The following is a 21,498-nucleotide window of genomic DNA, read 5'->3' on the forward strand; positions in this document are numbered from 1 at the left end:
CGCCAGGGGCACGGCTGGTTAGCTACGTTCGGAAGGGATAACCGCTGAAAGCATCTAAGCGGGAAGCTCGCTTCAAGATGAGGTATCCCACCCACTTTGGTGGGGTAAGGCCCCCAGCTAGACGACTGGGTTGATAGGCCGGAAATGTAAGCCCGGTAACGGGTTCAGTTGACCGGTACTAATAGGCCGAGGACTTGACTACTAAGCTGCTACGCGTCCACTGTGCAACTCTGAACAAACACCAAACCCGTGTGGGTTGTTGGTTCATATGTTCATAGAGTTACGGCGGTCATGGCGGAGGGGAAACGCCCGGTTACATTCCGAACCCGGAAGCTAAGCCCTCCAGCGCCGATGGTACTGCACTCGGGAGGGTGTGGGAGAGTAGGACACCGCCGGACAATCTTCCAGTCAGGGCCACCCTTCGGGGTGGCCCTGACTGCGTTTCACCGACGCTGCACGCCCTCGCGGATCTTCCGGAACAGCGTCGCGGCGTCGTCGACCGGCCGGCCGGGGAACATGCCCATCGCCACGCTGCCGTGATCGGCCCAGCCGCACACCGCGAAGTCACCGCCGTCGCCGCTCGTGGTGCCGCACTTCATCACGCCACCCAGGCGGCCGGCGTCGACCTCGCGTACCGCTGACACCTTGCCGGTCTCGTCGGCCATCAGGCCGAAGAGCGTGTCCAGGTCCCGTTCGGGCTGCCAGAGCAGCGTGGTGCCGCCGAACAGCAGCACCGACCGCTTCGCGTCCGCCGGGTCGGTGTAGACCGTGCCGAAGCTGCGGTCCAGCTCGATGTCGGCGGCGAATCCGTCCCGCAGGTACTCGGCGGTGCTGCGGGCCCGGTCGCTGTCGTCACGGGTGAGACCGGCCACCCCGGCCGGCTGGGTCAGCTCGGTGTCCTTCTGCTGGAACACCCGCCAGCCGCCCAGGCCGAGCGCGCCGGCGCCGGCGAGACCGGCGACCAGGACCGCGGCCAGCACGACCTTGCGGCGCCGCGAGACGGGCCGTCGTTCGGGTTCCAGCGCGGGGTCGCGGCGGCTCAGTCGGATCGGCTCGTCGGTCAGCTCGACCGGACCGTGACCCCCGTCGACCTGACGCTCAGTGAGATGCGCGTCGGACATGTCCGCCACCGTACGCGAATCACCGGTGGCGCACGTCAGGTCTCCGGAAGCGCTCCGTAGACTTTGAGGGTGACCGAGAGACTGGATGCCCGACGCCCCGACGCCCCGACCCTTGCCGGCCAGTACCAGCCCGGCGAGGTAGAGCAGCGACGGTACGAGCAGTGGGTAGCCGGCGGGCACTTCCGGGCGTCGGCGGACAGCGACAAGCCGCCGTTCACCATCGTCATCCCGCCGCCGAACGTGACCGGCTCGCTGCACATGGGCCACGCGTTCGAGCACACGCTGATGGACGCGCTCACCCGGCGCAAGCGGATGCAGGGCTTCGAGGCGCTCTGGCTGCCCGGCATGGACCACGCCGGCATCGCGACCCAGAACCTGGTCGAGCGGCAGCTCGCCGGCGAGGGGCTGTCCCGGCACGATCTCGGGCGGGAGAAGTTCGTCGAGCGGGTCTGGCAGTGGAAGGCCGAGTCCGGCGGCGCCATCCTCGGCCAGATGCGCCGGCTCGGCGACGCGGTCGACTGGGACCGGGAGCGCTTCACCATGGACGAGGGCCTCTCCCGGGCCGTGCAGACCATGTTCAAGAAGCTCTTCGACGACGGGCTGATCTACCGGGCCAACCGGATCATCAACTGGTGCCCGCGCTGCCTCACCGCGCTCTCCGACATCGAGGTCGAGCACACCGACGACGAGGGCGAGCTGGTCTCGATCCGCTACGGCGACGAGGTCGTGGTGGCCACCACCCGGGCCGAGACGATGCTCGGCGACACCGCGGTCGCGGTGCACCCGGACGACGAGCGCTACCGGCACCTCATCGGGACCGAGGTGGCGCTCCCGCTCACCGACCGGCGGATCCCGATCGTCGCGGACGAGCACGTCGACCCGAGCTTCGGCACCGGCATGGTCAAGGTGACCCCGGCGCACGACCCGAACGACTTCGAGATCGGGCAGCGGCACGACCTGCCGTCGCTGACGATCATGGACGAGCGCGGCGTGATCACCGCGCCGGGGCCGTTCCAGGGCCTGGACCGGTACGAGGCCCGCCCGGCGATCGTGGCGGCACTGCGCGAGCAGGGTCGGATCGTCGCCGAGAAGCGGCCGTACCTGCATGCGGTGGGGCACTGCTCGCGCTGCAAGACGACTGTCGAGCCGCGGCTGTCACTCCAGTGGTTCGTCAACACCGGGCCGCTGGCGAAGGCAGCCGGCGACGCGGTGCGGGACGGCCGGGTGACGATCGAGCCGGCCGAGCTGGCCAAGCGCTACTTCGCCTGGGTGGACAACATGCACGACTGGTGCATCTCCCGCCAGCTCTGGTGGGGCCACCGCATCCCGGTCTGGTACGGCCCGGCGGGCGAGATCGTCTGCGTCGGCCCGGACGAGGCGCCGCCCACCGGCGAGGGCTGGCACCAGGACGAGGACGTGCTGGACACCTGGTTCTCCAGCGGCCTCTGGCCGTTCTCCACGCTCGGCTGGCCGGAGCAGACGCCGGACCTGGCCAAGTTCTACCCGACCAGCGTGCTGGTCACCGGCTACGACATCCTCTTCTTCTGGGTCGCCCGGATGATGATGTTCGGCCTGTACGCGATGGACGGCGTCCCGCCGTTCGACGTGGTGGCGCTGCACGGCATGGTGCGCGACGAGCACGGCAAGAAGATGTCGAAGTCGTTCGGCAACGTGGTCGACCCGCTGGACTGGATCGACCGGTTCGGCGCCGACGCGACCCGGTTCACGCTGGCCCGGGGCGCCAACCCCGGCCAGGACGTGCCGGTCAGCGAGGAGTGGTGCCAGGGCTCCCGCAACTTCTGCAACAAGCTCTGGAACGCCACCCGGTTCGCGCTGCTCAACGGCGCGCACACCGACGGTGCGCTGCCGCCGGCCGGTGACCTGTCGACAGTCGACAGGTGGGTCCTGTCCCGGCTGGCGCACGTCACCGCCGAGGTGGACGAGCAGTTCGAGGCGTACGAGTTCGCCAAGGTCTGCGACCTGCTCTACCACTTCGCCTGGGACGACGTCTGCGACTGGTACGTGGAGCTGAGCAAGCCGGTGCTCGCCGAGGGCGGGCCGGCTGCCGACGCCACCCGCCGGGTGCTGGGCCACGTGCTGGACCAGTTGCTGCGGCTGCTGCACCCGGTGATCCCGTTCGTCACCGACGAGCTGTGGACCGCGCTGACCGGCGCGGAGACGCTGCTGGGGGCGCAGTGGCCGGCGGTCGACCGTACCGGCATCGACGACGCCGCGGAGGCGGAGGTCGCCACGTTGCAGCGGGTGGTGACCGAGGTCCGCCGGTTCCGTTCGGACCAGGGGCTGCGGCCGACCCAGCGGGTCGCCGCCCGGCTCGACGGCCTGGCCGGCGCGGGCATCGCGGCGCACGAGCCGCTGATCCGGTCGTTGGCCCGGCTCGACGCGCCCGGCGACGACTTCCAGTCCGCCGCCACGCTGGCCATGCCGGGCGAGGTGAGCGTCGCGCTCGACACCCGTGGCGCGATCGACGTGGCCGCCGAGCGCGCCCGGCTCACCAAGGACCGGGCGGCGGCCGAGAAGGAGGCCACCCAGGCGCGGGCGAAGCTGAACAATCCGGCGTTCGTCGGCAAGGCGCCCGAGCCGGTGGTGGCGAAGATCCGCGAGCGGCTGGCGGTGGCCGAGACGGACCTGGTCCGGATCGACGCCGCCCTGGAGGCCCTGCCATCGTGAGCGACCGTACCGACCACGCCGCGTTCGTCGAGGTGGAGGCCGCGCTCAACGCGCGCGGCTTCACCCGGATGCGGTTCGAGCTGGAGAAGATCGAGAGCCTGCTGGACCTGCTCGGCAGCCCGCAGCGGGCGTACCCGTCGATCCACCTGACCGGCACCAACGGCAAGACCTCGACGGCCCGGATGATCGACTCGCTGTTGCGGGCGTTCGGGCTGCACACCGGGCGCTACACCAGCCCGCACCTGGAGACCGTCCGGGAGCGGATCAGCCTGGACGGCGAGCCGGTGAGCGAGGAGCGGTTCGTGTCCACGTACCGGGAGATCGCGCCGCTGGCCGAGCTGGTCGACCAGCGCTCCGCCGAGCCGCTGACGTACTTCGACCTGACCACGGCGCTGGCGTTCGCCACGTTCGCCGACGCCCCGGTCGACGTCGCGGTGGTGGAGGTCGGGCTCGGCGGCGCGGAGGACGCGACAAACGTGATCCAGGCCGGCGTCGCGGTGATCACGCCGATCGGGCTGGACCACACCGAGTGGCTGGGCGACACGATCGAGGACATCGCGCTGCACAAGGCGGGCATCATCCACCCCGGCGCCACCGTGATCGCGGCGGCGCAGGAGGAGGAGGCGGCCCGCCCGATCCTGGAGCGCTGCGCCGAGGTCAACGCCACGGTCGCCCGGGAGGGTGCCGAGTTCGGGGTGCTGCGCCGGGCGGTCGCCGTCGGTGGCCAGGTGCTGACCATCCAGGGCCTCGGCGGGGTGTACGAGGAGATCTTCATCCCGCTGCACGGCGCGCACCAGGCGCAGAACGCCGCCGTGGCGCTGGCCGCGGTCGAGGCGTTCCTGGGCGCCGGCGCGCGGCGGCAGCTCGACGTCGAGGCGGTCCGGGAGGGCTTTGCCGCGACCAGTTCCCCGGGCCGGCTGGAGCGGGTGCGTACCGCGCCGACGGTGCTGCTCGACGGCGCGCACAACCCGCACGGGATGGCCGCCACGGTGGCCGCGCTCCAGGAGGAGTTCGCGTTCAGCAAGCTCGTCGGCGTGCTGGCCGTGCTCGGCGACAAGGACGCGGCGAGCCTGCTCGAACTGCTGGAACCGGTGCTGGACACGATCGTGGTCGCGGAGAACAGCTCGCCCCGGGCGATGCCGGTCGACGAGCTGGCCGAGCTGGCCCGGGAGGTCTTCGGGCCGGACCGGGTGCAGGTGACCCGGGACATGCCCGACGCCATCGAGGCGGCGGTGGCGGAGGCCGAGTCCGACGTACCGGGCGAGCTGGCCGGGGTGGGCGTGCTGATCACCGGTTCGGTGGTGACCGTGGCCGACGCCCGCCGGCTGTTCAAGCGATGACCGGCCCGTCGCCGGAAGGCGCGGGCGGACCGCGCCGCTCCGGGCTGCGCAACCCGGACAAGGCGGTACGCGGTCTGGGCGCCGGCACGCTCGCGTTGGAGGCGCTGGTGCTGCTGCTGGCCATCCAGCCGATCCGGGTGGTCGGGGGGGATCTGAGCGGTGCCGCGATCGGCGTGATCGTCGCGCTGGCGGTCGCCTGCGTGGTGCTGGCCGGCATGATGCGCCGCGGCTGGGCGTGGCACGCCGGCACCGTGCTCCAGGGGCTGCTGCTGCTCTCCGGTCTGCTGCACTGGTCGCTGTTCGCGCTCGGCGTGATCTTCGCGTTGGTGTGGGCGTACGCATGGCACGTTCGGCGGGTCATCCTCGGCTGAGCCCGGCCCGCCGGGTTGCGCTCAGGCGTCGGCGAGCGTGCGCCACTGGGTGAGCGCCACGCCGTGGCCGTCGGGGTCACGGAACGCGGCGGCCCAGACCTCCAGCTTGGTGCCCCGGTTGACCACGCGCGGGGCGTACGTGAACCGCACGCCCGACTCGCGCAGCCGCTCGTACGCCGCCTGGATGTCGTCGACCTCCAGGTTGACGTGCACCAGCCGGCGGCTGATCGGGGCGGCCCCGGTCACCCGGCGCAGCACCAGCCGGGTCGGCCCGGAGGAGAGCACGGCGTTGCCCTCGCCCCGGTCCATCTCGTCGAAGCCCAGCTCGCGGTAGAAGTCGACGGACCGGTCCAGGTCGGTGACGAGCAGCGTGATGCCGACGCCGCTGATCGGGCTGGCCAGCTCGTCCGGCTCGGGGGCGCCGGCCGGGCCGAAGATGGCCTCGTCCAGTTCCTGCGGGGTGGGCGGTGCGTCGGGCTCCGGGGCGTCCAACGGCACGTCGATCGACTCCACAGGCACCGTGTCGGGGTCCTGCTCCTCGGCCGGCGGGCGGGGCGCCGGCGCGCGGCGCGGGAGCGGGCCGAGCGTGGTCGGCTCGACCAGTTGGCCCTCCAGCACGACCTGGCCGCCGGGCCGCTGGTGCATCACCACCGGCTCGCGTTCCTCGCCGCGCAGCGTGACGTCGTCCAGCAGCGGGTCCGGGGCGGGCGGGTAGTCGTCGCGGAAGTCGTCCTCCGGGGCGCGCCCGGCCCACGGCGGCGCCTCCTGCGCGATGAGCGGCTCGTCGAGCGGTTCCGACCCGGCGTACTCGGGTGGCAGGTCGGCGACCGTGGCGGCGCTCTCCGCGTGGGTGGGCACCTCGTCCCAGAGCACCCGGACGTGGCGCTGGTCGTCCAGGGCCACCCGGACCGGCAGCGCCTGGCCGAGCGACGGCCACTTGGCCACCGGTACCCGTGGCTCGATGATCTTCTTGGAGCGGGGCGGCAGCCCCGGGGCGTCGATGACCAGCTGCAACTCGCAGCGGCCGAACGCGTACTGGGTGGGTGGTTCGGAGGCGCTGTGCACGTGCCCCAGGCCGACCACCCAGGTGCGCCCGCCGCCGCGCACCATCGCCAGGGCGACGGCGAGCACCAGCAGCGCGATGCCGAGCGCCACGATCGCCCAACTGGTCATGCCGAGACCGAACAGGGTCACGAAGGCGGCCACGGTGCCCAGCACCGCGCCGATCAGTTTGCGTACCGGCGCGATGGTGCGGTTCCCGCCATTCGCCACAGTGGACCTCCCAGGGGTTCCAAGGCCAGGCTAGGCCGCCGCGGCGGGCCAGGGAAGACGCAGCCGCCGCGCCGGCGCCGGGACCGGGTCGCTACGCTGACCGTACCCAGCCCGACCCCGCTTCGTGCACAGGAGGAAACCAGCGTGTCCAGCAGCAGCCCGGAAGAGCGGACGCTCGTACTCATCAAGCCCGACGCGGTGCGCCGCGGTCTGGTGGGTGAGATCCTGTCCCGTTTCGAGCGCAAGGGCCTGCGGATCGACGCGCTGGTGAGCCGGACGATGGACGGCGACTTCGCCGACCAGCACTACGCCGAGCACGTCGACAAGCCGTTCTACCCGCCGCTGAAGGAGTTCATGACCGGTGGCCCGCTGGTGGCCCTGGTGCTCGTCGGCGACCAGGTGATCGAGGTGGTCCGCGGGATGATCGGCAGCACCGACGGTCGCAAGGCCGCCGCCGGCACCATCCGCGGCGACCTGTCGCTGTCGAACCGGGAGAACCTGGTGCACGCCTCCGACTCGACGGACAGCGCCAAGCGCGAGATCGCGCTCTGGTTCCCCGAGCTGGGCTGACTCTCCGCCCCGCCGGCGACGGCGTCCGCTCAGCCGCCGACCCCGGTCAGCTTGTCGGGGTTGCCGACCAGGTAGAGGCCGGTGATCCGACCGCCGGCCGCGGTGACCCCGAGCGTGTAGCGGGCGCCGCCGGGCCAGCGCAGCAGCAGGGCGGGCGCGCCGTTGAGCTCGACGGGCGTGGCCCGGACCCCGGGGCGGCGGTGGTGGTAGACCCCGACGAAGAACCGGGCGATCCGGTCCGCGCCGTGCACCGGTTTGCGGGCCGCGCGGATCCGCCCGCCGCCGTCGGACCAGGCGGTGGCGTCGGCCGCGACCAGGTCGGTCAGCCGGGCCAGGTCGCCGTCGCACGCCGCGGCGAGGAAGGCGTCGAGCAGCCGTCGCTGCTCGGCCGGGCCGGCGGTGAAGCGCCGCCGCTCCTCGGCGAGCCGGGCCGCCGCCCGGTGGTGCAGCTGACGGCAGTCCGCCGCCGACCGGTCCAGGATGTCGCCGATCTCCGCGTAGGGCAGCGCGAACGCGGTGTGCAGCACGTAGACCGCCCGTTCCGGCGGGGTGAGTCGTTCCAGCAGGTGCAGCAGCGCGCTGGAGACCGTCTCCCGCAGCTCGACGGTCTCCAGCGGCCCGAACGGCGACGGGTCGGTGGGCACCGGCTCGGGCAGCCACGCGCCGACGTACGTCTCCCGGGCGGCCTGCCGGGCGCGCAGCCGGTCCAGCGCCAGCCGGGTCACCACCCGGGACAGGTAGCGGCGCGGCTCGTCGACCGCCGCCCGGTCCACGCCGAGCCAGCGCAGGTACGCCTCCTGGAGCACGTCCTCCGCGTCGTGCAGGCTGCCCAGCAGCCGGTACGCCAGCCCGAGCAGCATCGGCCGGTGCGCGGTGAGCGCACCGGCCGACTCGGCCGCTTCAGTGGTGGTCACACCTCGAGCGGTGGTTGGGTCCGGCTGCTGATCACGATCCGGTTCCACACGTTGATTGTGGCGATCGCGACCACCAGGTCCGCCAGCTCCCGCTCCGACCAGACCTTCGCCGCGGCGTCCCACACCTCGTCCGGCACGCCGTGCTCGCCGAGCCGGGTGACCGCGTCGGTCAGGGCCAGCGCGGTCCGTTCCCGCTCGTCGAAGAACGGGGCCTCCCGCCAGGCCGCCACCGCGAACAGCCGCCGGCTGTCCTCGCCGGCGGCCAGCGCCTCCCGGGTGTGCATGTCGACGCAGAACGCGCAGCCGTTGAGCATCGACGCCCGCACCTTCACCAACTCCAGCACGGTGTGGTCCAGGTTGCCCCGGATGTAGGTCTCCAGCCCGAGCACCGCCCGGTACGCCTCCGGCGCCACCGCCGCCATGTCGATCCGTCTCACCGTTGCCTCCCTCGTGTCGTCCGTACGCCCACACGACGGATCCGGGCCCGGTCGGCGTGACGGCCCGGCGGTGTGACGCCGGTCATGCGCGGTGTGGGAGGGGTGTTAAGCGGGGCCCCCTGCTATGCGGAATGCGTTAACCGGGGGCCCCTCCTTACTCGGAGGCGGAGCGGGTGGTGGGGCGGGTAAGCTGGGGCGCACAGGCGTCGACCCGGCCATCACCGGCGAGCCTCCGGAAGAACAGCCGGGCAACCGGCCCAGTAGAACCGGACGGGTCCGGCCCGTCACAGCCGACGAACGAGCGGGCGGTCGCACCTCGACCGCCAAGCGGGGTGGTACCGCGGGCCAGCCCGGGGGCGTCGCACGGCGTACCCGGAGAGGTTCGTCCTCGCAGACCCACGACGAGTGAGCTGCGCGAGGAGAGCGACCCCCGATGGCCTATCCGTTGCACGACCCGACCGGCGCCGGCGTCCCGGCGAGCCCGGACCTGCCCGCGGTCGAGCGCCGGGTGCTGGAGCACTGGACCGCCGACAAGACCTTCGAGGCGAGCGTCGAGGCCCGCCCGACCGGCGCGGACGGCAAGAACGAGTACGTCTTCTACGACGGCCCGCCGTTCGCCAACGGCCTGCCGCACTACGGCCACCTCTTCACCGGTTACGTGAAGGACGTGGTGCCGCGCTACCAGACCATGCGCGGGCGGCACGTGGAGCGCCGGTTCGGCTGGGACTGCCACGGGCTGCCGGCCGAGGTGGTGGCCGAGAAACAGCTCGGCATCACCAGCAAGGCGGAGATCCTCGACCTCGGTGTGGCCCGGTTCAACGACGCCTGCCGCGCCAGCGTGCTGGAGTTCACCCAGGACTGGGAGCGCTACGTCACCCGGCAGGCCCGCTGGGTCGACTTCGCCAACGACTACAAGACGCTCGACCTGGACTACATGGAAAGCGTCATGTGGGCCTTCAAGACCCTGCACGACAAGGGTCTGGTCTACGAGGGCTTCCGGGTGCTGGCGTACTGCTGGCGGTGCGAGACCCCGCTGTCCAACACCGAGACCCGGATGGACGACGTCTACCGGGACCGGCACGACCCGACGCTGACCGTGTGGTTCGGGCTGACCGCCGACGAGAACGCGCCGGAGCCGCTGCGCGGGCCGGTCAAGCTCGGCGTCTGGACCACCACGCCGTGGACGCTGCCGTCGAACCTGGCGCTCGCCGTCGGCCCCGACATCGAGTACGCGGTGCTGGAGCGCGACGGCGAGCGCTACGTGGTCGGTGCGGCCCGGCTCGGCGCGTACGCCAAGGAACTGGAGGGGTACGAACAGGTCGGCACCGTGCACGGCCGGGACCTGGTCGGGCGCCGCTACACGCCGCTCTACGACTTCCTGGTCGAGCCGGCCGGGCCGAACGCCTACCAGGTGCTCGGCGCGGAGTTCGTCACCACCGAGGACGGCACCGGGATCGTCCACCTGGCGCCCGCGTTCGGCGAGGACGACCAGAACACCTGCAACGCGGCCGGCATCCCGACCGTGGTCACCGTCGACGACCACACCCGGTTCACCGCGCTGGTCCCGCCCTACCAGGGCGAGCAGGTCTTCGACGTGAACAAGCCGGTGATCCGGGAGCTGAAGGAGCGGGGGGTGGTGCTGCGGCAGGACGTCTACACCCACTCGTACCCGCACTGCTGGCGCTGCGACACGCCGCTGGTCTACAAGGCGGTGTCGTCGTGGTTCGTCGCGGTGACGCAGTTCCGGGACCGGATGGTCGAGCTGAACCAGGAGATCAACTGGACGCCGGGGCACATCAAGGACGGCTCGTTCGGCAAGTGGCTCGCAAACGCCCGGGACTGGTCGATCAGTCGGAACCGGTTCTGGGGCTCGCCGATCCCGGTGTGGCGCTCGGACGACCCGACCTACCCCCGGGTCGACGTGTACGGGTCGCTGGCCGAGATCGAGCGCGACTTCGGCGTACGCCTGACCGACCTGCACCGGCCGGCGGTGGACGACCTGGTCCGCCCGAACCCGGACGACCCGACCGGCAGGTCGATGATGCGCCGGGTGCCGGAGGTGCTGGACTGCTGGTTCGAGTCCGGCTCGATGCCGTTCGCCCAGGTGCACTACCCGTTCGAGAACCGCGACTGGTTCGAGCACCACTACCCGGGCGACTTCATCGTCGAGTACATCGGGCAGACCCGCGGCTGGTTCTACACCATGCACGTGCTGGCCACCGCGCTGTTCGACCGGCCGGCGTTCCGCAACTGCCTCAGCCACGGCATCCTGCTCGGCTCGGACGGACGCAAGATGTCCAAGAGCCTGCGCAACTACCCGGACGTCTACCACGTCTTCGACGCGTACGGGTCGGACGCGATGCGGTGGATGCTGATGTCCTCGCCGGTGCTGCGCGGTGGGGACATGGCGGTCACCGAGTCGGGCATCCGGGACGCGGTGCGCCAGGTGCTGCTGCCGCTGTGGAACGTGTGGTACTTCTTCACGCTCTACGCCAACGCGGACGGCTACCAGGCGCGTCGGCGCACCGACTCGACGAACGTGCTCGACCGGTACGTGCTGGCGAAGACGAACGAGCTGGTGGCGACCGTCGGCGCGCAGATGGACGCGTACGACATCTCGGGCGCGTGCGGCACCGTCCGGTCCTACCTGGACGCGCTGACCAACTGGTACGTGCGCCGCTCGCGGGACCGGTTCTGGGCCGGCGACGCGGACGCGTTCGACACGCTCTGGACCGTGCTGGAGACGCTCTGCCGGGTGGTGGCGCCGCTGGCGCCGCTGACCGCGGAGGAGATCTGGCGCGGGCTGACCGGCGAGCGGTCGGTGCACCTGACCGACTGGCCGTCGGCGGACGAGTTCCCGGCCGACCACGAGCTGGTCTCCGCGATGGACAACGTCCGGGCGGTCGCCTCGGCGGCGCTGTCGCTGCGCAAGGCGAAGAGCCTGCGGGTCCGGTTGCCGCTGGCGACGCTGACCGTGGCCTCGCCGGTCGCCGACCAGCTCCGGCCGTTCGCCGACCTGGTCGCCGACGAGGTCAACGTGAAGGAGGTAGTGCTCACCGGCGAGGTGTCGGCCTACTGCCAGCAGGTGCTGACCGTGGTGCCGCGGGCGCTCGGCCCGCGCGTCGGCAAGGCGGTCCAGCAGGTGATCAAGGCGGTCAAGTCGGGGGAGTGGGAACTCGTCGACGGTGCCCCGGTCGCCGCCGGGGTCACCCTGGCCGAGGGCGAGTACGAGCTGCGCCTGGTCGCCGCCGACGCGGAGCACTCCGCGCCGCTGCCCGGTGGTGAGGGCGTGGTGGTGCTGGACACCGCTGTCACGCCGGAACTGGCCGCCGAGGGGCTGGCCCGGGACGTGGTGCGGGTGGTGCAGCAGGCCCGCCGGGACGCCGACCTCGACATCTCGGACCGGATCACGGTGGCGGTGTCGGCCTCCGAGGAGGTGCGCGCGGCGGTCGCCGCGTTCCGCGACGTCGTGGCGCGGGAGGTGCTCGCCGACAGCATCGACTTCGTCGACGGGCTCGACGGCTTCGCCGGGGAGGTCGGCGAGGGCGAGCGCGTGGTGGTCAGCGTCCGCCGGGTGTAAGGCGGGGGCCCTTGTTAACGCATTCGGTATAGGAAGGGGCCCCGCTTAACCTCGACGCACCGAGCGGGTGGACTGCGGGCCACCCGCTCGGCCGGGGGTGGCGGCGTCGGCTACCGTGACAGCGCCTGTTCCGCGTACGACCGCCGGAGGACCCGTGCCCCTGCTCTACACCATCGGCAAGCTCACCGTGGCGCCCTCGCTCCGGTTGGCCTTCCGTCCGCACGTGGAGGGGTTGGAGCACATCCCGACGACCGGCGGCGCGATCTTCGCGGGCAACCACCTCTCCGTCGCCGACGAGCTGCTGCTCGGCACCGTGGTGCCGCGGCACCTGGCGTTCTGGGCCAAGTCGGAGTACTTCAACGGCACCGGGCTCAAGGGTGGCTTCTCCAAGTTCGTGCTCACCGGGCTGGGCGCGATCCCGGTCGAGCGGGCCGGCGGCCGGGCGGCGCTGTCCGCGTTCGACGCGGCCATCCCGGTGCTCAAGGCCGGTGACCTGGTCGCGGTCTATCCGGAGGGCACCCGCTCGCCGGACGGCCGCCTCTACCGCGGGCGCACCGGCGCGGCCCGGCTGGCGGTGGCCGCCGGCGTGCCGATCATCCCGGTCGGCGTGACCGGCACCGACAAGGCCCAGCCGATCGGGACGCGGGTGCCCCGCCCGGGCCGCGCCAAGATCACCATCAAGTTCGGCAAGCCGCTGGACTTCACCGGCCGGCCCGACGACCGGACGTCGCTGCGGGCCATGACCGACGAGCTGATGTCCGAGATCCAGAAGCTCACCGGCCAGGAGTACGTCCCGCGCTACGCACCGAAGCGCGCCGAGCAGACGCCGGGCGAGTCGCCCGCCTGACCCGCCCCCGGGTCAGGACTTCTTCGGGACCACCACCTGCTCCCGCAGGTCGTTGAGCAGCCGGCCGCTGTCGTCCACCGACAGCCGGGTGAACACGCCAGTGGTCAGGCTGCCGTGGTCGACCGAGGTGCACACCACCACCGCGTCGCCGTCCGACCGGCCGACCGCGCAGCGCTCGTACCGGCCGCGTACGCCGGTGTCCACGCTCACCGAGGGTTGCAGGGCGTAGTCGCCGGCCAGGCGCTTCAGCTCGGCCTCGGCGTCGGACTCCGGGGTGAACCGGAAACCGGTGCTGCCGAAGAGGGTGACCCGCTTGCCGTCGTCAGTGGCGTAGATGCCGGCGAACGTGTCCTCGGCGAGCAGGTCCGCCTGGCGTACCTGACTCTTCAGCTCCTCGGCGGCGGCCTGGCTGCGCTCGTCCTGCCGTAGCTGCATCGAGTCGAGCTGGTCGGGGAGGCTGGCACTGGCCGGGTACTGGCTGGAGAGCGGCTGCACCCACCAGAGCGGGATGCCGCAACAGCACGCCACGGAGAGCAGCAGCAGCCAGGGCCAGCGGCGCCGCCGACGGCGCGGCGCGTACCCCTTGGGGGCCTGCCAGCCGGGCGGCGGCGCGACCGGCGGCGAGGTCGCGCCCCGGCGCTGCTTCGGCGGCCGGGCCTGCTTCGGCGGTCGGGGGGCGACGACCGGGGCCGGCGGTGGGGTGTGCGCCGGCGGTGACACCGGACGGGCAACGGGCGACACCGGGTACGGCGGCGTGTGCGCGGGCGGGGAGACCGGCCGGGCGGCCGGCGGGCCCGGGTACGGCGGGGCCGGCGCCGGCGGTGACACCGGCCGCGCGGCCGGCGGCGGGGCGGGGTGCGGCGCCGGGTGCGCCGGCCAGGGCGCGGTGTACGGCATGGTCGCGGGCAGCGCCGGCAGGTCGACCGAGTGCAGGTCCCAGCCGGTGGTGTCCACGCCCGCCCACGGGTCGACCGGGGTGGCGTGCTCGGGGGAGTCCACCGGCGGCACCGGGGTGGGCTCGGCCGACTCGCCCCAGCCGCGGCGGCGCGGCTGGGGAGGCGGCACCGCGGCGGAGCCGCTCCACCTCGGCGCGGGCGGCTCGACACGGGTCGGCGGTGGCGCGTTCTCGACACGGGTGGCGTTCGGCCCGGTCTCGATGCGGGTGGCGTTCGGCCCGGTCTCGACCCTGGTGGGGTCCGGTGCCGGTGCCGGTGCCGGTGCCGGTGCCGGTGCCGGTGGTGGCGGTGGCGGTGCGGTGGCGCGGCCGGGCACGGTGGCGGAGCCTCGGGCGCGGCCGGCCGGTACGGCCGGGGTGGCGTCGGTGCCGGTGCCGGTGCCGGTGTTGCCGGTCGGAGGCGTGTCACGCTCCGCGACGGTCGAGACCGGGGCGTTCCCGGCCGGGGTGTCCGAGGTGTTCGGGGTGGCCGAGGCGGCTGAGCTGCCCACCGTGTCCGAGGTGTCCGAGGTGGCCGAGGCGGCTGAGGTGTCCAGCGTGTCCGAGGTGTTCGGGGTGTTCGAGGCGGCTGAGGTGTCCGAGATGTTCGGGTCGCCGGCGGCCTCCGGGGCCGTTTCCGAGGCTGCTCGGGCGGCGCTCGGCTCCTCCGCGACGACCGTGGACGGCTCGGCGGACGGTTCGGTGGGCGCCACCTGCGGAGCTCCCGGTTCCGGCGCGTCGGGCGGGGACGGCGGCGTGGCGCCCCCGGCGTCGGCCGGCGTCGGTTCGGCGGTCGGCGGCTCGGTGACGGACGGCCTGTCGGCCCCGTCGGCCGGCCGGCCCGCCCCCGGCTGCGGCTGCGACATCGCGGCAATCTCCTCTCGCGCCCGTTGCGAGGTTAGTACCGCCCCGCCACCCCCGACGAATCCCCGCCTTCCCTGGCCGGCCCGCTGATCAAGGAGTTCGCGTCGGCCGGAGCGTCGATTCGCGCGTCCGCTCCTTGATCACGGGGACGCGGTCGGGTGAAGGGTGCCGGTCGGGAAAGGCGGGGTGGGGGACCGCGTACCCTTGGGCATCATGAGTGCCCCGTCGACACCGCCGCGCCCGGCCGCGGCCAATTCCGTGTGGCCCCGGCTGGAGCCGTTGCTGCCCCAGGTGACCAAGCCCATCCAGTACGTCGGGGGCGAGCTGGGCGCGGTGGTCAAGGACTGGGACGCGGCGACCGTCCGCTGGGCGCTGATGTATCCGGACGCCTACGAGGTGGGCCTGCCCAACCAGGGCGTGCAGATCCTCTACGAGGTGCTCAACGAGCTGCCCGACGTGCTCGCCGAGCGCACGTACGCGGTCTGGCCGGACCTGGAGGCGCTGATGCGCGCCCACGGCGTCCCGCAGTTCACCGTCGACGCCCACCGCCCGGTGCGCGACTTCGACGTGTTCGGCGTCTCGTTCTCCACCGAGCTGGGCTACACCAACCTGCTCGCCGCCATCGACCTGGCCGGCATCCCGCTGCTCGCCGCCGACCGCACCACCGCCGACCCGGTGATCGTGGCCGGCGGGCACGCCGCGTTCAACCCGGAGCCGATCGCCGACTTCGTCGACGCCGCGGTGCTCGGCGACGGCGAGGAGGCGGTGCTGGAGATCACCGCCATCGTCCGGGAGTGGAAGGCCGAGGGCGCGCCGGGCGGCCGGGACGAGCTGCTGCTGCGGCTGGCCCGCACCGAGAGCGTCTACGTGCCGCGCTTCTACGACGTCGACTACCTGCCCGACGGGCGGATCCAGCGGGTCGTGCCGAACCGCCCGGACGTGCCGTTCCGGGTGCACAAGCGCACCACCATGGATCTGGACGCGTGGCCGTACCCGAAGAAGCCGCTGGTCCCGCTCGCCGAGACGGTCCACGAGCGGTACGCGGTGGAGATCTTCCGGGGCTGCACCCGGGGCTGCCGCTTCTGCCAGGCCGGCATGATCACCCGCCCGGTGCGGGAGCGTTCGATCACCACTGTCGGCCAGATGGTGCAGCAGGGGCTGGAGTTCTCCGGCTTCCACGAGGTGGGCCTGCTGTCGCTGTCGTCGGCCGACCACTCCGAGATCGGCGACATGTGCTCCGGCCTGGCCGAGCAGTACGAGGGCACCAACGTCTCGCTCTCGCTGCCGTCGACCCGGGTGGACGCGTTCAACATCGACCTCGCCCAGGAGTTGTCCCGCAACGGCCGGCGGACCGGTCTGACCTTCGCCCCCGAGGGCGGGTCGGAGCGGATCCGCAAGGTGATCAACAAGATGGTGTCGAAGGACGACCTGATCCGCACCGTGGTCACCGCGTACACCAACGGCTGGCGGCAGGTGAAGCTCTACTTCATGTGCGGCCTGCCGACCGAGACCGACGAGGACGTCCTCGAGATCGCCGACATGGCGCACGAGGTGATCCGGGCCGGGCGCGCGGCGACCGGTTCGAAGGACATCCGCTGCACGGTCTCCATCGGCGGGTTCGTGCCGAAGCCGCACACCCCGTTCCAGTGGGCCTCGATGTCCCCGCCCGAGGTCATCGACGGCCGGCTCAAGCTGCTCAAGCAGGCGATCAACAGCGACCGTTCGCTGGGCCGGGCGATCGGCTTCCGCTATCACGACGGCGAGCCGTCGCTGATCGAGGGCCTGCTGTCCCGGGGCGACCGTCGGGTCGGCGCGGTGATCCGCAAGGTCTGGGAGAACGGCGGCCGGTTCGACGGCTGGAGCGAGCACTTCTCCTACCGGCGCTGGGTGGACGCGGCGGCCGAGGTGCTGCCGACGTACGGGGTGGACCTCGACTGGTACACCACCCGGGAGCGCGAGGAGCTGGAGGTCCTGCCCTGGGACCACCTCGACTCCGGTCTGGACAAGGACTGGCTCTGGCAGGACTGGCAGGACTCGCTCTCCGAGTACGAGCAGGACGACTGCCGCTGGACGCCCTGCTTCGACTGCGGCGTCTGCCCGTCCATGGACACCGAGATCCAGATCGGCCCGACCGGCCGGAAGCTGCTGCCGCTGACGCCGGTCGGCGGGTTGACGCAGCCCGCCGCGGCCCAGGGCTGAGGCCGGCCGACGCGCGTACCGGAGCGCGGGCACCCCTCGGGGCGCCCGCGCTCCGTCGTGTCGGGCGCCGGCCGCCGGGAGCCCGGGCGGGGCTGCCCCGACTGGTGCTTCCTCGATACGCTGCGTCCGTATTGGACCGGCCGGGGCCGGTAGCGGGGAGGACAGCACCATGGGCATCACGCCGCCGGACACCGGCGACCTGCACGTCAGCGTCGAGGACCTGGACGCCGCCGCCGACTACGTCGAGCGCCTCAAGCAGTACGTCGACGACACCATCGGCTACGAGATGGAACGCATCAAGGAGCGGATGAAGGGCGACAGCAACAACGCCCAGGCGGTGCCGAACGGCACGCCGTTCGGCGCGTACGAGGACGCGCGGATGCAGTGGGCGGCGCTGACCCGGTCGACGGCCAACATGGAGGCCCATCTCAAGGCCATCTCCAGCAAGCTCGCCGGGCTGAAGCAGGGCACCGAGGACATCGCGCAGGCGTTCCGCGACGCCGAGGCCCGCAACGCCGCCAACGGCAAGCAGATCGAGCGGCTGCTGGAGTCCGCGGCGCCGCCGCCGGAGGCCGGGCAGCAGTCCACCTACCCGTACCCGGCCTGAGGGAGAGGCGATCATGGCTGGAGGCACCTGGGAGCGCTGCGTCCGGGAGGTGACGCTCGCCGCCGACCCGGAGACCGTGGGGTCGGTCGGCGTCGGCTGGAACAACCTCTCCACCGGGCTCGGCTATCTGCGCGACGCACTGGTCGGGCGCTCGTTCGTCGGCCCGGTCGCGTCCGGCCAGGAACGCCCGCACAGCGGCGGCCTCCCCGGGTTGCTGGCCGGCTGGACGGGCAGCGGCGGTGACGCGTACCGCGAGCACCTGGGTGGCATCGGCAAGGACATCGAGGAGCTGATCACCCACGCCAGCGACGTCGGCGGCGCGTTGTCGCGGATCGAGGGCGACATCCGCAAGGCGGTGGCCAGCATCCCGGTGCCGCTGATGGACGACTTCGGCTGGAACGAGTGGAGCCTGCCCGGCGGCACCGAGCTCGACGACGCCCGCGACGGCGAGAGCCAGTCCGGTTTCCTCGCCGCGTTGCGCAGCGACTACCAGCAGAACCAGTCGCTGTACGCCGACGGCGCGTTCCGCGACAAGGCCGACGACCTCGAGGCGACCATGAAGGTCGACGGCAACGCCGACGACCAGAAGCGTGGCGGCTGGTGGGACACCAAGTCGCACCTGGACAACTGGTACCGGGACAACCAGGAGGCGGCCAACCGGGCGATGTCGCCGCTGCCCGCCGCGGTGGAGACCGAACGCCCGAAGCTGGTCGTGCCCCAGCCTGCGACCGATGACGAGCGCGACGGCTACACGCCCGACAACCGCGTCCCGCCGTCCGGCGTACCCGACACCGGGTTGCCCGGTGGCGGTGGCGGCGGCGGGGCCGGAAAGATGCCCTCGCTGGGCAGCACCGGCATCGGCGGGGGTGGCGGTGGCTCGTACGACGGCGGCTCCTTCACTCCGCCGTCCACCACGGGCGGCGTCGACCTCGGTGGCGGCCACACCGGCGGCGCCGGCTCGTACGTGCCGCCGGTCACCGGTGGCGGCTACCCGGGCTCGGGTGACCACGACTACGGCACCGGCCTGGCCGGCGCGGGCGGGCCGGGCACGATCACGACCGGTGGTCCGGGCGGCACCTTCGGTGGTGGCGGTGGATTGAGCACGGTGGGTGGCGGTGGCGGCGGGTTCGGCGGTGGCGGCGGGCTGGGTTCCGCCGGCGGCCTCGGCGGCGGTGGTCTCGGCGCGGCCGGCGGGATGGGCGTGGGTGCGCTGCCCGGCATGGTCGGCGGCGGCAACGGCAAGGTCCCGCCGCTGACCAGCGCCGCCAGCGCGCTGCGCAACGCGACCGGCGCGGGTGTGGGCGGCCCGCGCGGCGGCATGGCCGGCGGGGGCATGATGGGCGGCGGGATGATGGGCGGCCACGGCGGCGGCGGTCACGGCGGCGGGGGAGAGCACTCGTCGTGGTTGACTGAGGACGACGATCCGTGGGGCGCCGGTGACGGTGCGTCCCCGGGCATCCTGCGATGAGGACGGACGGATGAGGGTGTACGTCGGCGCGCTCCGGCCGGTGACGGCCGGCCTGCTGGCCGGGCTGATGGTGCTGGGGGCGGCCCAACCGGTGGTCGCCGCGCCGCGCCGGGCCGAGCAGTGGTACCTGGACGAGCTGCGCATCGACCGGGCACAGCAGATCTCCACCGGGCGCGGGGTGGTGGTCGGCGTGGTGGACACCGGCGTCGACGCCACCCATCCGGCGTTGCGCGGTCGCGTGCTGCCCGGCGACCGCAGCTACGGCGCCCGGGGCGACGGCCGGGAGGACCCGCACGGCCACGGCACGCACATGGCCGGCATCATCGCGGCGGTCAACGTCGGCGACGGCGTGGAGGGCATCGCGCCGGACGCCCGGATCCTGCCCATCAAGCAGGAGCCCGGCCCCGGCACCATCCCCGACGGCGCGTCCGCCCTGGGCATCCGGATGGCGGTCGACGGCGGCGCGACGGTGCTCAACCTCTCCTTCGGCCGGGCCGGCGCGCCCGACCCGGACGACGAGGAGGCGATCCGGTACGCGCTGGAGCACGACGTCGTCGTGGTCGCCGCCGGCGGCAACCTCAAGGCGGGCGACGTGGACATCGCCTCGCCGGCCCGGATCCCCGGCGTGATCGCGGTGACCGGCACCACCCGTGGCGGCGGCTTCTGGTCCGGCTCCGCCCAGGGGCCGGAGGCGGTGGTCGCCGCGCCGGCGGACGGGATCTACAACGCCGGCCGCGACCACGGCTACGGCTGGGGTGACGGCACCTCCGACGCCAGCGCCATCGTCTCCGGCGTCGCGGCGTTGATCCGTGCGAAGTACCCGGAGCTCTCCGCACCCGAGGTGATCAACCGGATCATCCGCACCGCCCGGGACGCCGGCCCGTCGGGCCGTGACCCGCGCTTCGGCTTCGGCCGGATCGACCCGGTGGCGGCGCTCACCGCGGACGTGCCGTCGGTCTCGGCGAACCCGCTGCTCGCCCCGGCCTCGGCGAGTGCTGCGGCCCCGCCACGGGCGGCCGAGGACGACAACTTCGACGTGACGAAGTACGGCGACCGGGGCGGCCCCACCGACCAGCAGGTGATGGTGGTCGGCATCGGCATCGCGGTGGCGCTGGTGGTGTTGCTGGCGCTGGTGGTGTTCCTGGTCGGGAACCGGCGTCGGCACCGCCGTGAGCTGGCCCGGGCGGCGCAGATCCCGGACGACGTGCTCGACTGGATGGACGAACCCGCCCCACCCGGCGCCAACCGCCCCTGACAGCCCACCCACTCACCCACCCACCCCAGGGACCCCGGCCCCCCGGTCGATCATGAGGTCGGCGGCGCTTTCGGAGATCGAACTCGCCGCCAACCTCATGATCGGCGAGGTAGGGGTGGGGTGGGTGTGGGAGGCGGTGGGGGCTGCGCCAGGATGGGACGGACACGCAGGCACAGCCGAGGAGTTCACGATCGCCAGAAAGCCTCAACCCGAGGGCGGCCAGGCGCCCGTCGTCCAGCGGGTCCGCATCCGGTACGCCAAGCGTGGACCGTTGCGGTTCACCTCGCACCGGGACTTCGCCCGGGCCTTCGAGCGCGCGTTGCGTCGGGCCGGCGTACCGATCGCGTTCTCCCAGGGTTTCACGCCGCACCCCAAGATCTCGTATGCCTCCGCGGCGCCGACCGGCGTGGCCAGCGAGGCCGAGTACCTGGAGATCGGCCTGCGCGAGCCGGTCGACCCGGAGCGCCTCCGTGCCGCCCTCGACGCCGCGCTCTCGCCCGGGCTCGACGTGCTCGAGGCGGTCCAGGCCACCGGCGGCAGCCTGGCCGACCGGATCGAGGCGTCGCACTGGCGCATCGAGCTGCCGGAGGTCGATCCGGACGTGCTCCGGGCGGCCGTGGCGGCCTTCACCGCCGCCGAGGAGATCCAGGTCGAGCGGATGACCAAGCAGGGCCGGCGCACGTTCGACGCCCGCGCCGCCGTGATCGCCATCGATGCGCTGGTGTCGGCTGAGACGCCTTCCGGAGCGGCGGCCGTACCGTGTGCGATACTCGAACTGGTCGTGCGGCAGGTCACCCCGTCCGTGCGACCCGATGACGTCCTTTCCGGCCTCCGCGTGGTGGCCGACCTGGAGCCGCCGGTCACTCCGAAGGTGATTCGGCTGGCGCAGGGCACGCTGACCGCGCAGGGCGAGATCGTCGATCCGTTGGACGCGGATCGCGACGGGGCAGCCATCGGAGGGCACTGACCGACGGTCAGCGCTCTGGCAGGCAGACTTCGGCGGTCGCGCACCTGCGCGCCCGGCGGAAACA

16 protein-coding genes and 2 rRNA genes are annotated in these 21,498 nt (G+C 72.8%); 13 read left to right on the plus strand and 5 right to left on the minus strand.

The annotated features are described in order from the left end of the window. Positions 1-202, plus strand: a 23S ribosomal RNA gene (locus tag ACH495_RS21865); the annotation flags it as partial. 79 nt (positions 203-281) lie between these two features. Beyond that, a 5S ribosomal RNA gene (rrf, locus tag ACH495_RS21870) occupies positions 282-398 on the plus strand. A 45-nt stretch (positions 399-443) separates the two neighbouring features. Here rrf and ACH495_RS21875 read toward each other — a convergent pair. Further along, the gene (locus tag ACH495_RS21875) at positions 444-1,121 is read right to left on the minus strand and encodes a hypothetical protein (RefSeq protein ID WP_396859568.1); all 678 of its coding nucleotides are present in this window, start codon (positions 1,119-1,121) and stop codon (positions 444-446) included. A gap of 69 nt (positions 1,122-1,190) precedes the next feature. Between ACH495_RS21875 and ACH495_RS21880 the strand changes: the two genes are divergently transcribed. From ACH495_RS21880 to ACH495_RS21890, 3 genes are read left to right on the plus strand one after another with little or no spacing between them, the layout of a single operon-like run. After that, on the plus strand, positions 1,191-3,809 hold the full coding sequence (locus ACH495_RS21880; protein WP_396859569.1) for a valine--tRNA ligase: 2,619 nt from the start codon (positions 1,191-1,193) through the stop codon (positions 3,807-3,809). Further along, positions 3,806-5,149 (plus strand): bifunctional folylpolyglutamate synthase/dihydrofolate synthase, encoded by a 1,344-nt coding sequence (locus ACH495_RS21885; RefSeq protein ID WP_396859570.1) that lies wholly within the window; start codon positions 3,806-3,808, stop codon positions 5,147-5,149. The genes ACH495_RS21880 and ACH495_RS21885 overlap by 4 nt, the downstream gene beginning before the upstream one ends. Continuing rightward, complete coding sequence (locus ACH495_RS21890) at positions 5,146-5,520, plus strand: DUF4233 domain-containing protein (RefSeq protein WP_396859571.1); 375 nt, start codon at positions 5,146-5,148, stop codon at positions 5,518-5,520. The genes ACH495_RS21885 and ACH495_RS21890 overlap by 4 nt, the downstream gene beginning before the upstream one ends. A gap of 21 nt (positions 5,521-5,541) precedes the next feature. Here the strand turns inward: ACH495_RS21890 and ACH495_RS21895 are convergent, their stop codons facing one another. After that, on the minus strand, positions 5,542-6,792 hold the full coding sequence (locus ACH495_RS21895) for a VOC family protein (protein WP_396859572.1): 1,251 nt from the start codon (positions 6,790-6,792) through the stop codon (positions 5,542-5,544). A 144-nt stretch (positions 6,793-6,936) separates the two neighbouring features. On the opposite strand from ACH495_RS21895, the gene ndk reads away from it, so the two are divergent. After that, complete coding sequence (gene ndk, locus ACH495_RS21900) at positions 6,937-7,362, plus strand: nucleoside-diphosphate kinase (RefSeq protein ID WP_396859573.1); 426 nt, start codon at positions 6,937-6,939, stop codon at positions 7,360-7,362. A 29-nt stretch (positions 7,363-7,391) separates the two neighbouring features. On the opposite strand, the gene sigJ is transcribed toward ndk, so the two are convergent. Both sigJ and ACH495_RS21910 read right to left on the minus strand, forming a co-directional pair. After that, positions 7,392-8,276 carry an RNA polymerase sigma factor SigJ gene (gene sigJ / locus ACH495_RS21905; RefSeq protein WP_396859574.1) on the minus strand — a complete coding sequence of 295 codons (885 nt, stop codon included), beginning with the start codon at positions 8,274-8,276 and terminating at the stop codon, positions 7,392-7,394. After that, a complete protein-coding gene (locus ACH495_RS21910) occupies positions 8,273-8,713 on the minus strand; it encodes a carboxymuconolactone decarboxylase family protein (protein WP_396859575.1) in 441 nt (146 codons plus the stop codon). Before ACH495_RS21910 ends, sigJ begins: the two co-directional genes overlap by 4 nt. 433 nt (positions 8,714-9,146) lie before the next feature. Between ACH495_RS21910 and ileS the strand changes: the two genes are divergently transcribed. Together ileS and ACH495_RS21920 are read left to right on the plus strand one after the other, a co-directional pair. After that, entirely contained in the window at positions 9,147-12,293 is a 3,147-nt protein-coding gene (gene ileS, locus ACH495_RS21915) for an isoleucine--tRNA ligase (protein WP_396859576.1), read from the plus strand. A 154-nt stretch (positions 12,294-12,447) separates the two neighbouring features. Further along, positions 12,448-13,140, plus strand: coding sequence for a lysophospholipid acyltransferase family protein (locus tag ACH495_RS21920; protein ID WP_396859577.1), 693 nt, complete (start codon positions 12,448-12,450; stop codon positions 13,138-13,140). 12 nt (positions 13,141-13,152) lie between these two features. Here the strand turns inward: ACH495_RS21920 and ACH495_RS21925 are convergent, their stop codons facing one another. Then, positions 13,153-14,940, minus strand: a complete 1,788-nt coding sequence (locus ACH495_RS21925) for a hypothetical protein (RefSeq protein WP_396859578.1) — start codon at positions 14,938-14,940, stop codon at positions 13,153-13,155. A 211-nt stretch (positions 14,941-15,151) separates the two neighbouring features. On the opposite strand from ACH495_RS21925, the gene ACH495_RS21930 reads away from it, so the two are divergent. From ACH495_RS21930 to ACH495_RS21950, 5 genes are all read left to right on the plus strand, one after another. Beyond that, positions 15,152-17,137, plus strand: coding sequence for a TIGR03960 family B12-binding radical SAM protein (locus tag ACH495_RS21930; RefSeq protein WP_396859579.1), 1,986 nt, complete (start codon positions 15,152-15,154; stop codon positions 17,135-17,137). 169 nt (positions 17,138-17,306) lie between these two features. After that, positions 17,307-17,744: a hypothetical protein gene (locus tag ACH495_RS21935; RefSeq protein ID WP_396859580.1), complete on the plus strand. Its 438-nt coding sequence runs from the start codon at positions 17,307-17,309 to the stop codon at positions 17,742-17,744. 13 nt (positions 17,745-17,757) lie between these two features. Continuing rightward, complete coding sequence (locus ACH495_RS21940) at positions 17,758-19,212, plus strand: hypothetical protein (RefSeq protein WP_396859581.1); 1,455 nt, start codon at positions 17,758-17,760, stop codon at positions 19,210-19,212. Between the two features lie 10 nt (positions 19,213-19,222). Beyond that, positions 19,223-20,467, plus strand: a complete 1,245-nt coding sequence (locus ACH495_RS21945; RefSeq protein ID WP_396859582.1) for a S8 family serine peptidase — start codon at positions 19,223-19,225, stop codon at positions 20,465-20,467. A gap of 247 nt (positions 20,468-20,714) precedes the next feature. Continuing rightward, positions 20,715-21,434, plus strand: a complete 720-nt coding sequence (locus ACH495_RS21950) for a TIGR03936 family radical SAM-associated protein (protein WP_396859833.1) — start codon at positions 20,715-20,717, stop codon at positions 21,432-21,434. Positions 21,435-21,498 lie beyond the last annotated feature (64 nt).

Source organism: Micromonospora sp. NPDC018662, assembly GCF_044391475.1.
Lineage (GTDB): Bacteria > Actinomycetota > Actinomycetes > Mycobacteriales > Micromonosporaceae > Micromonospora.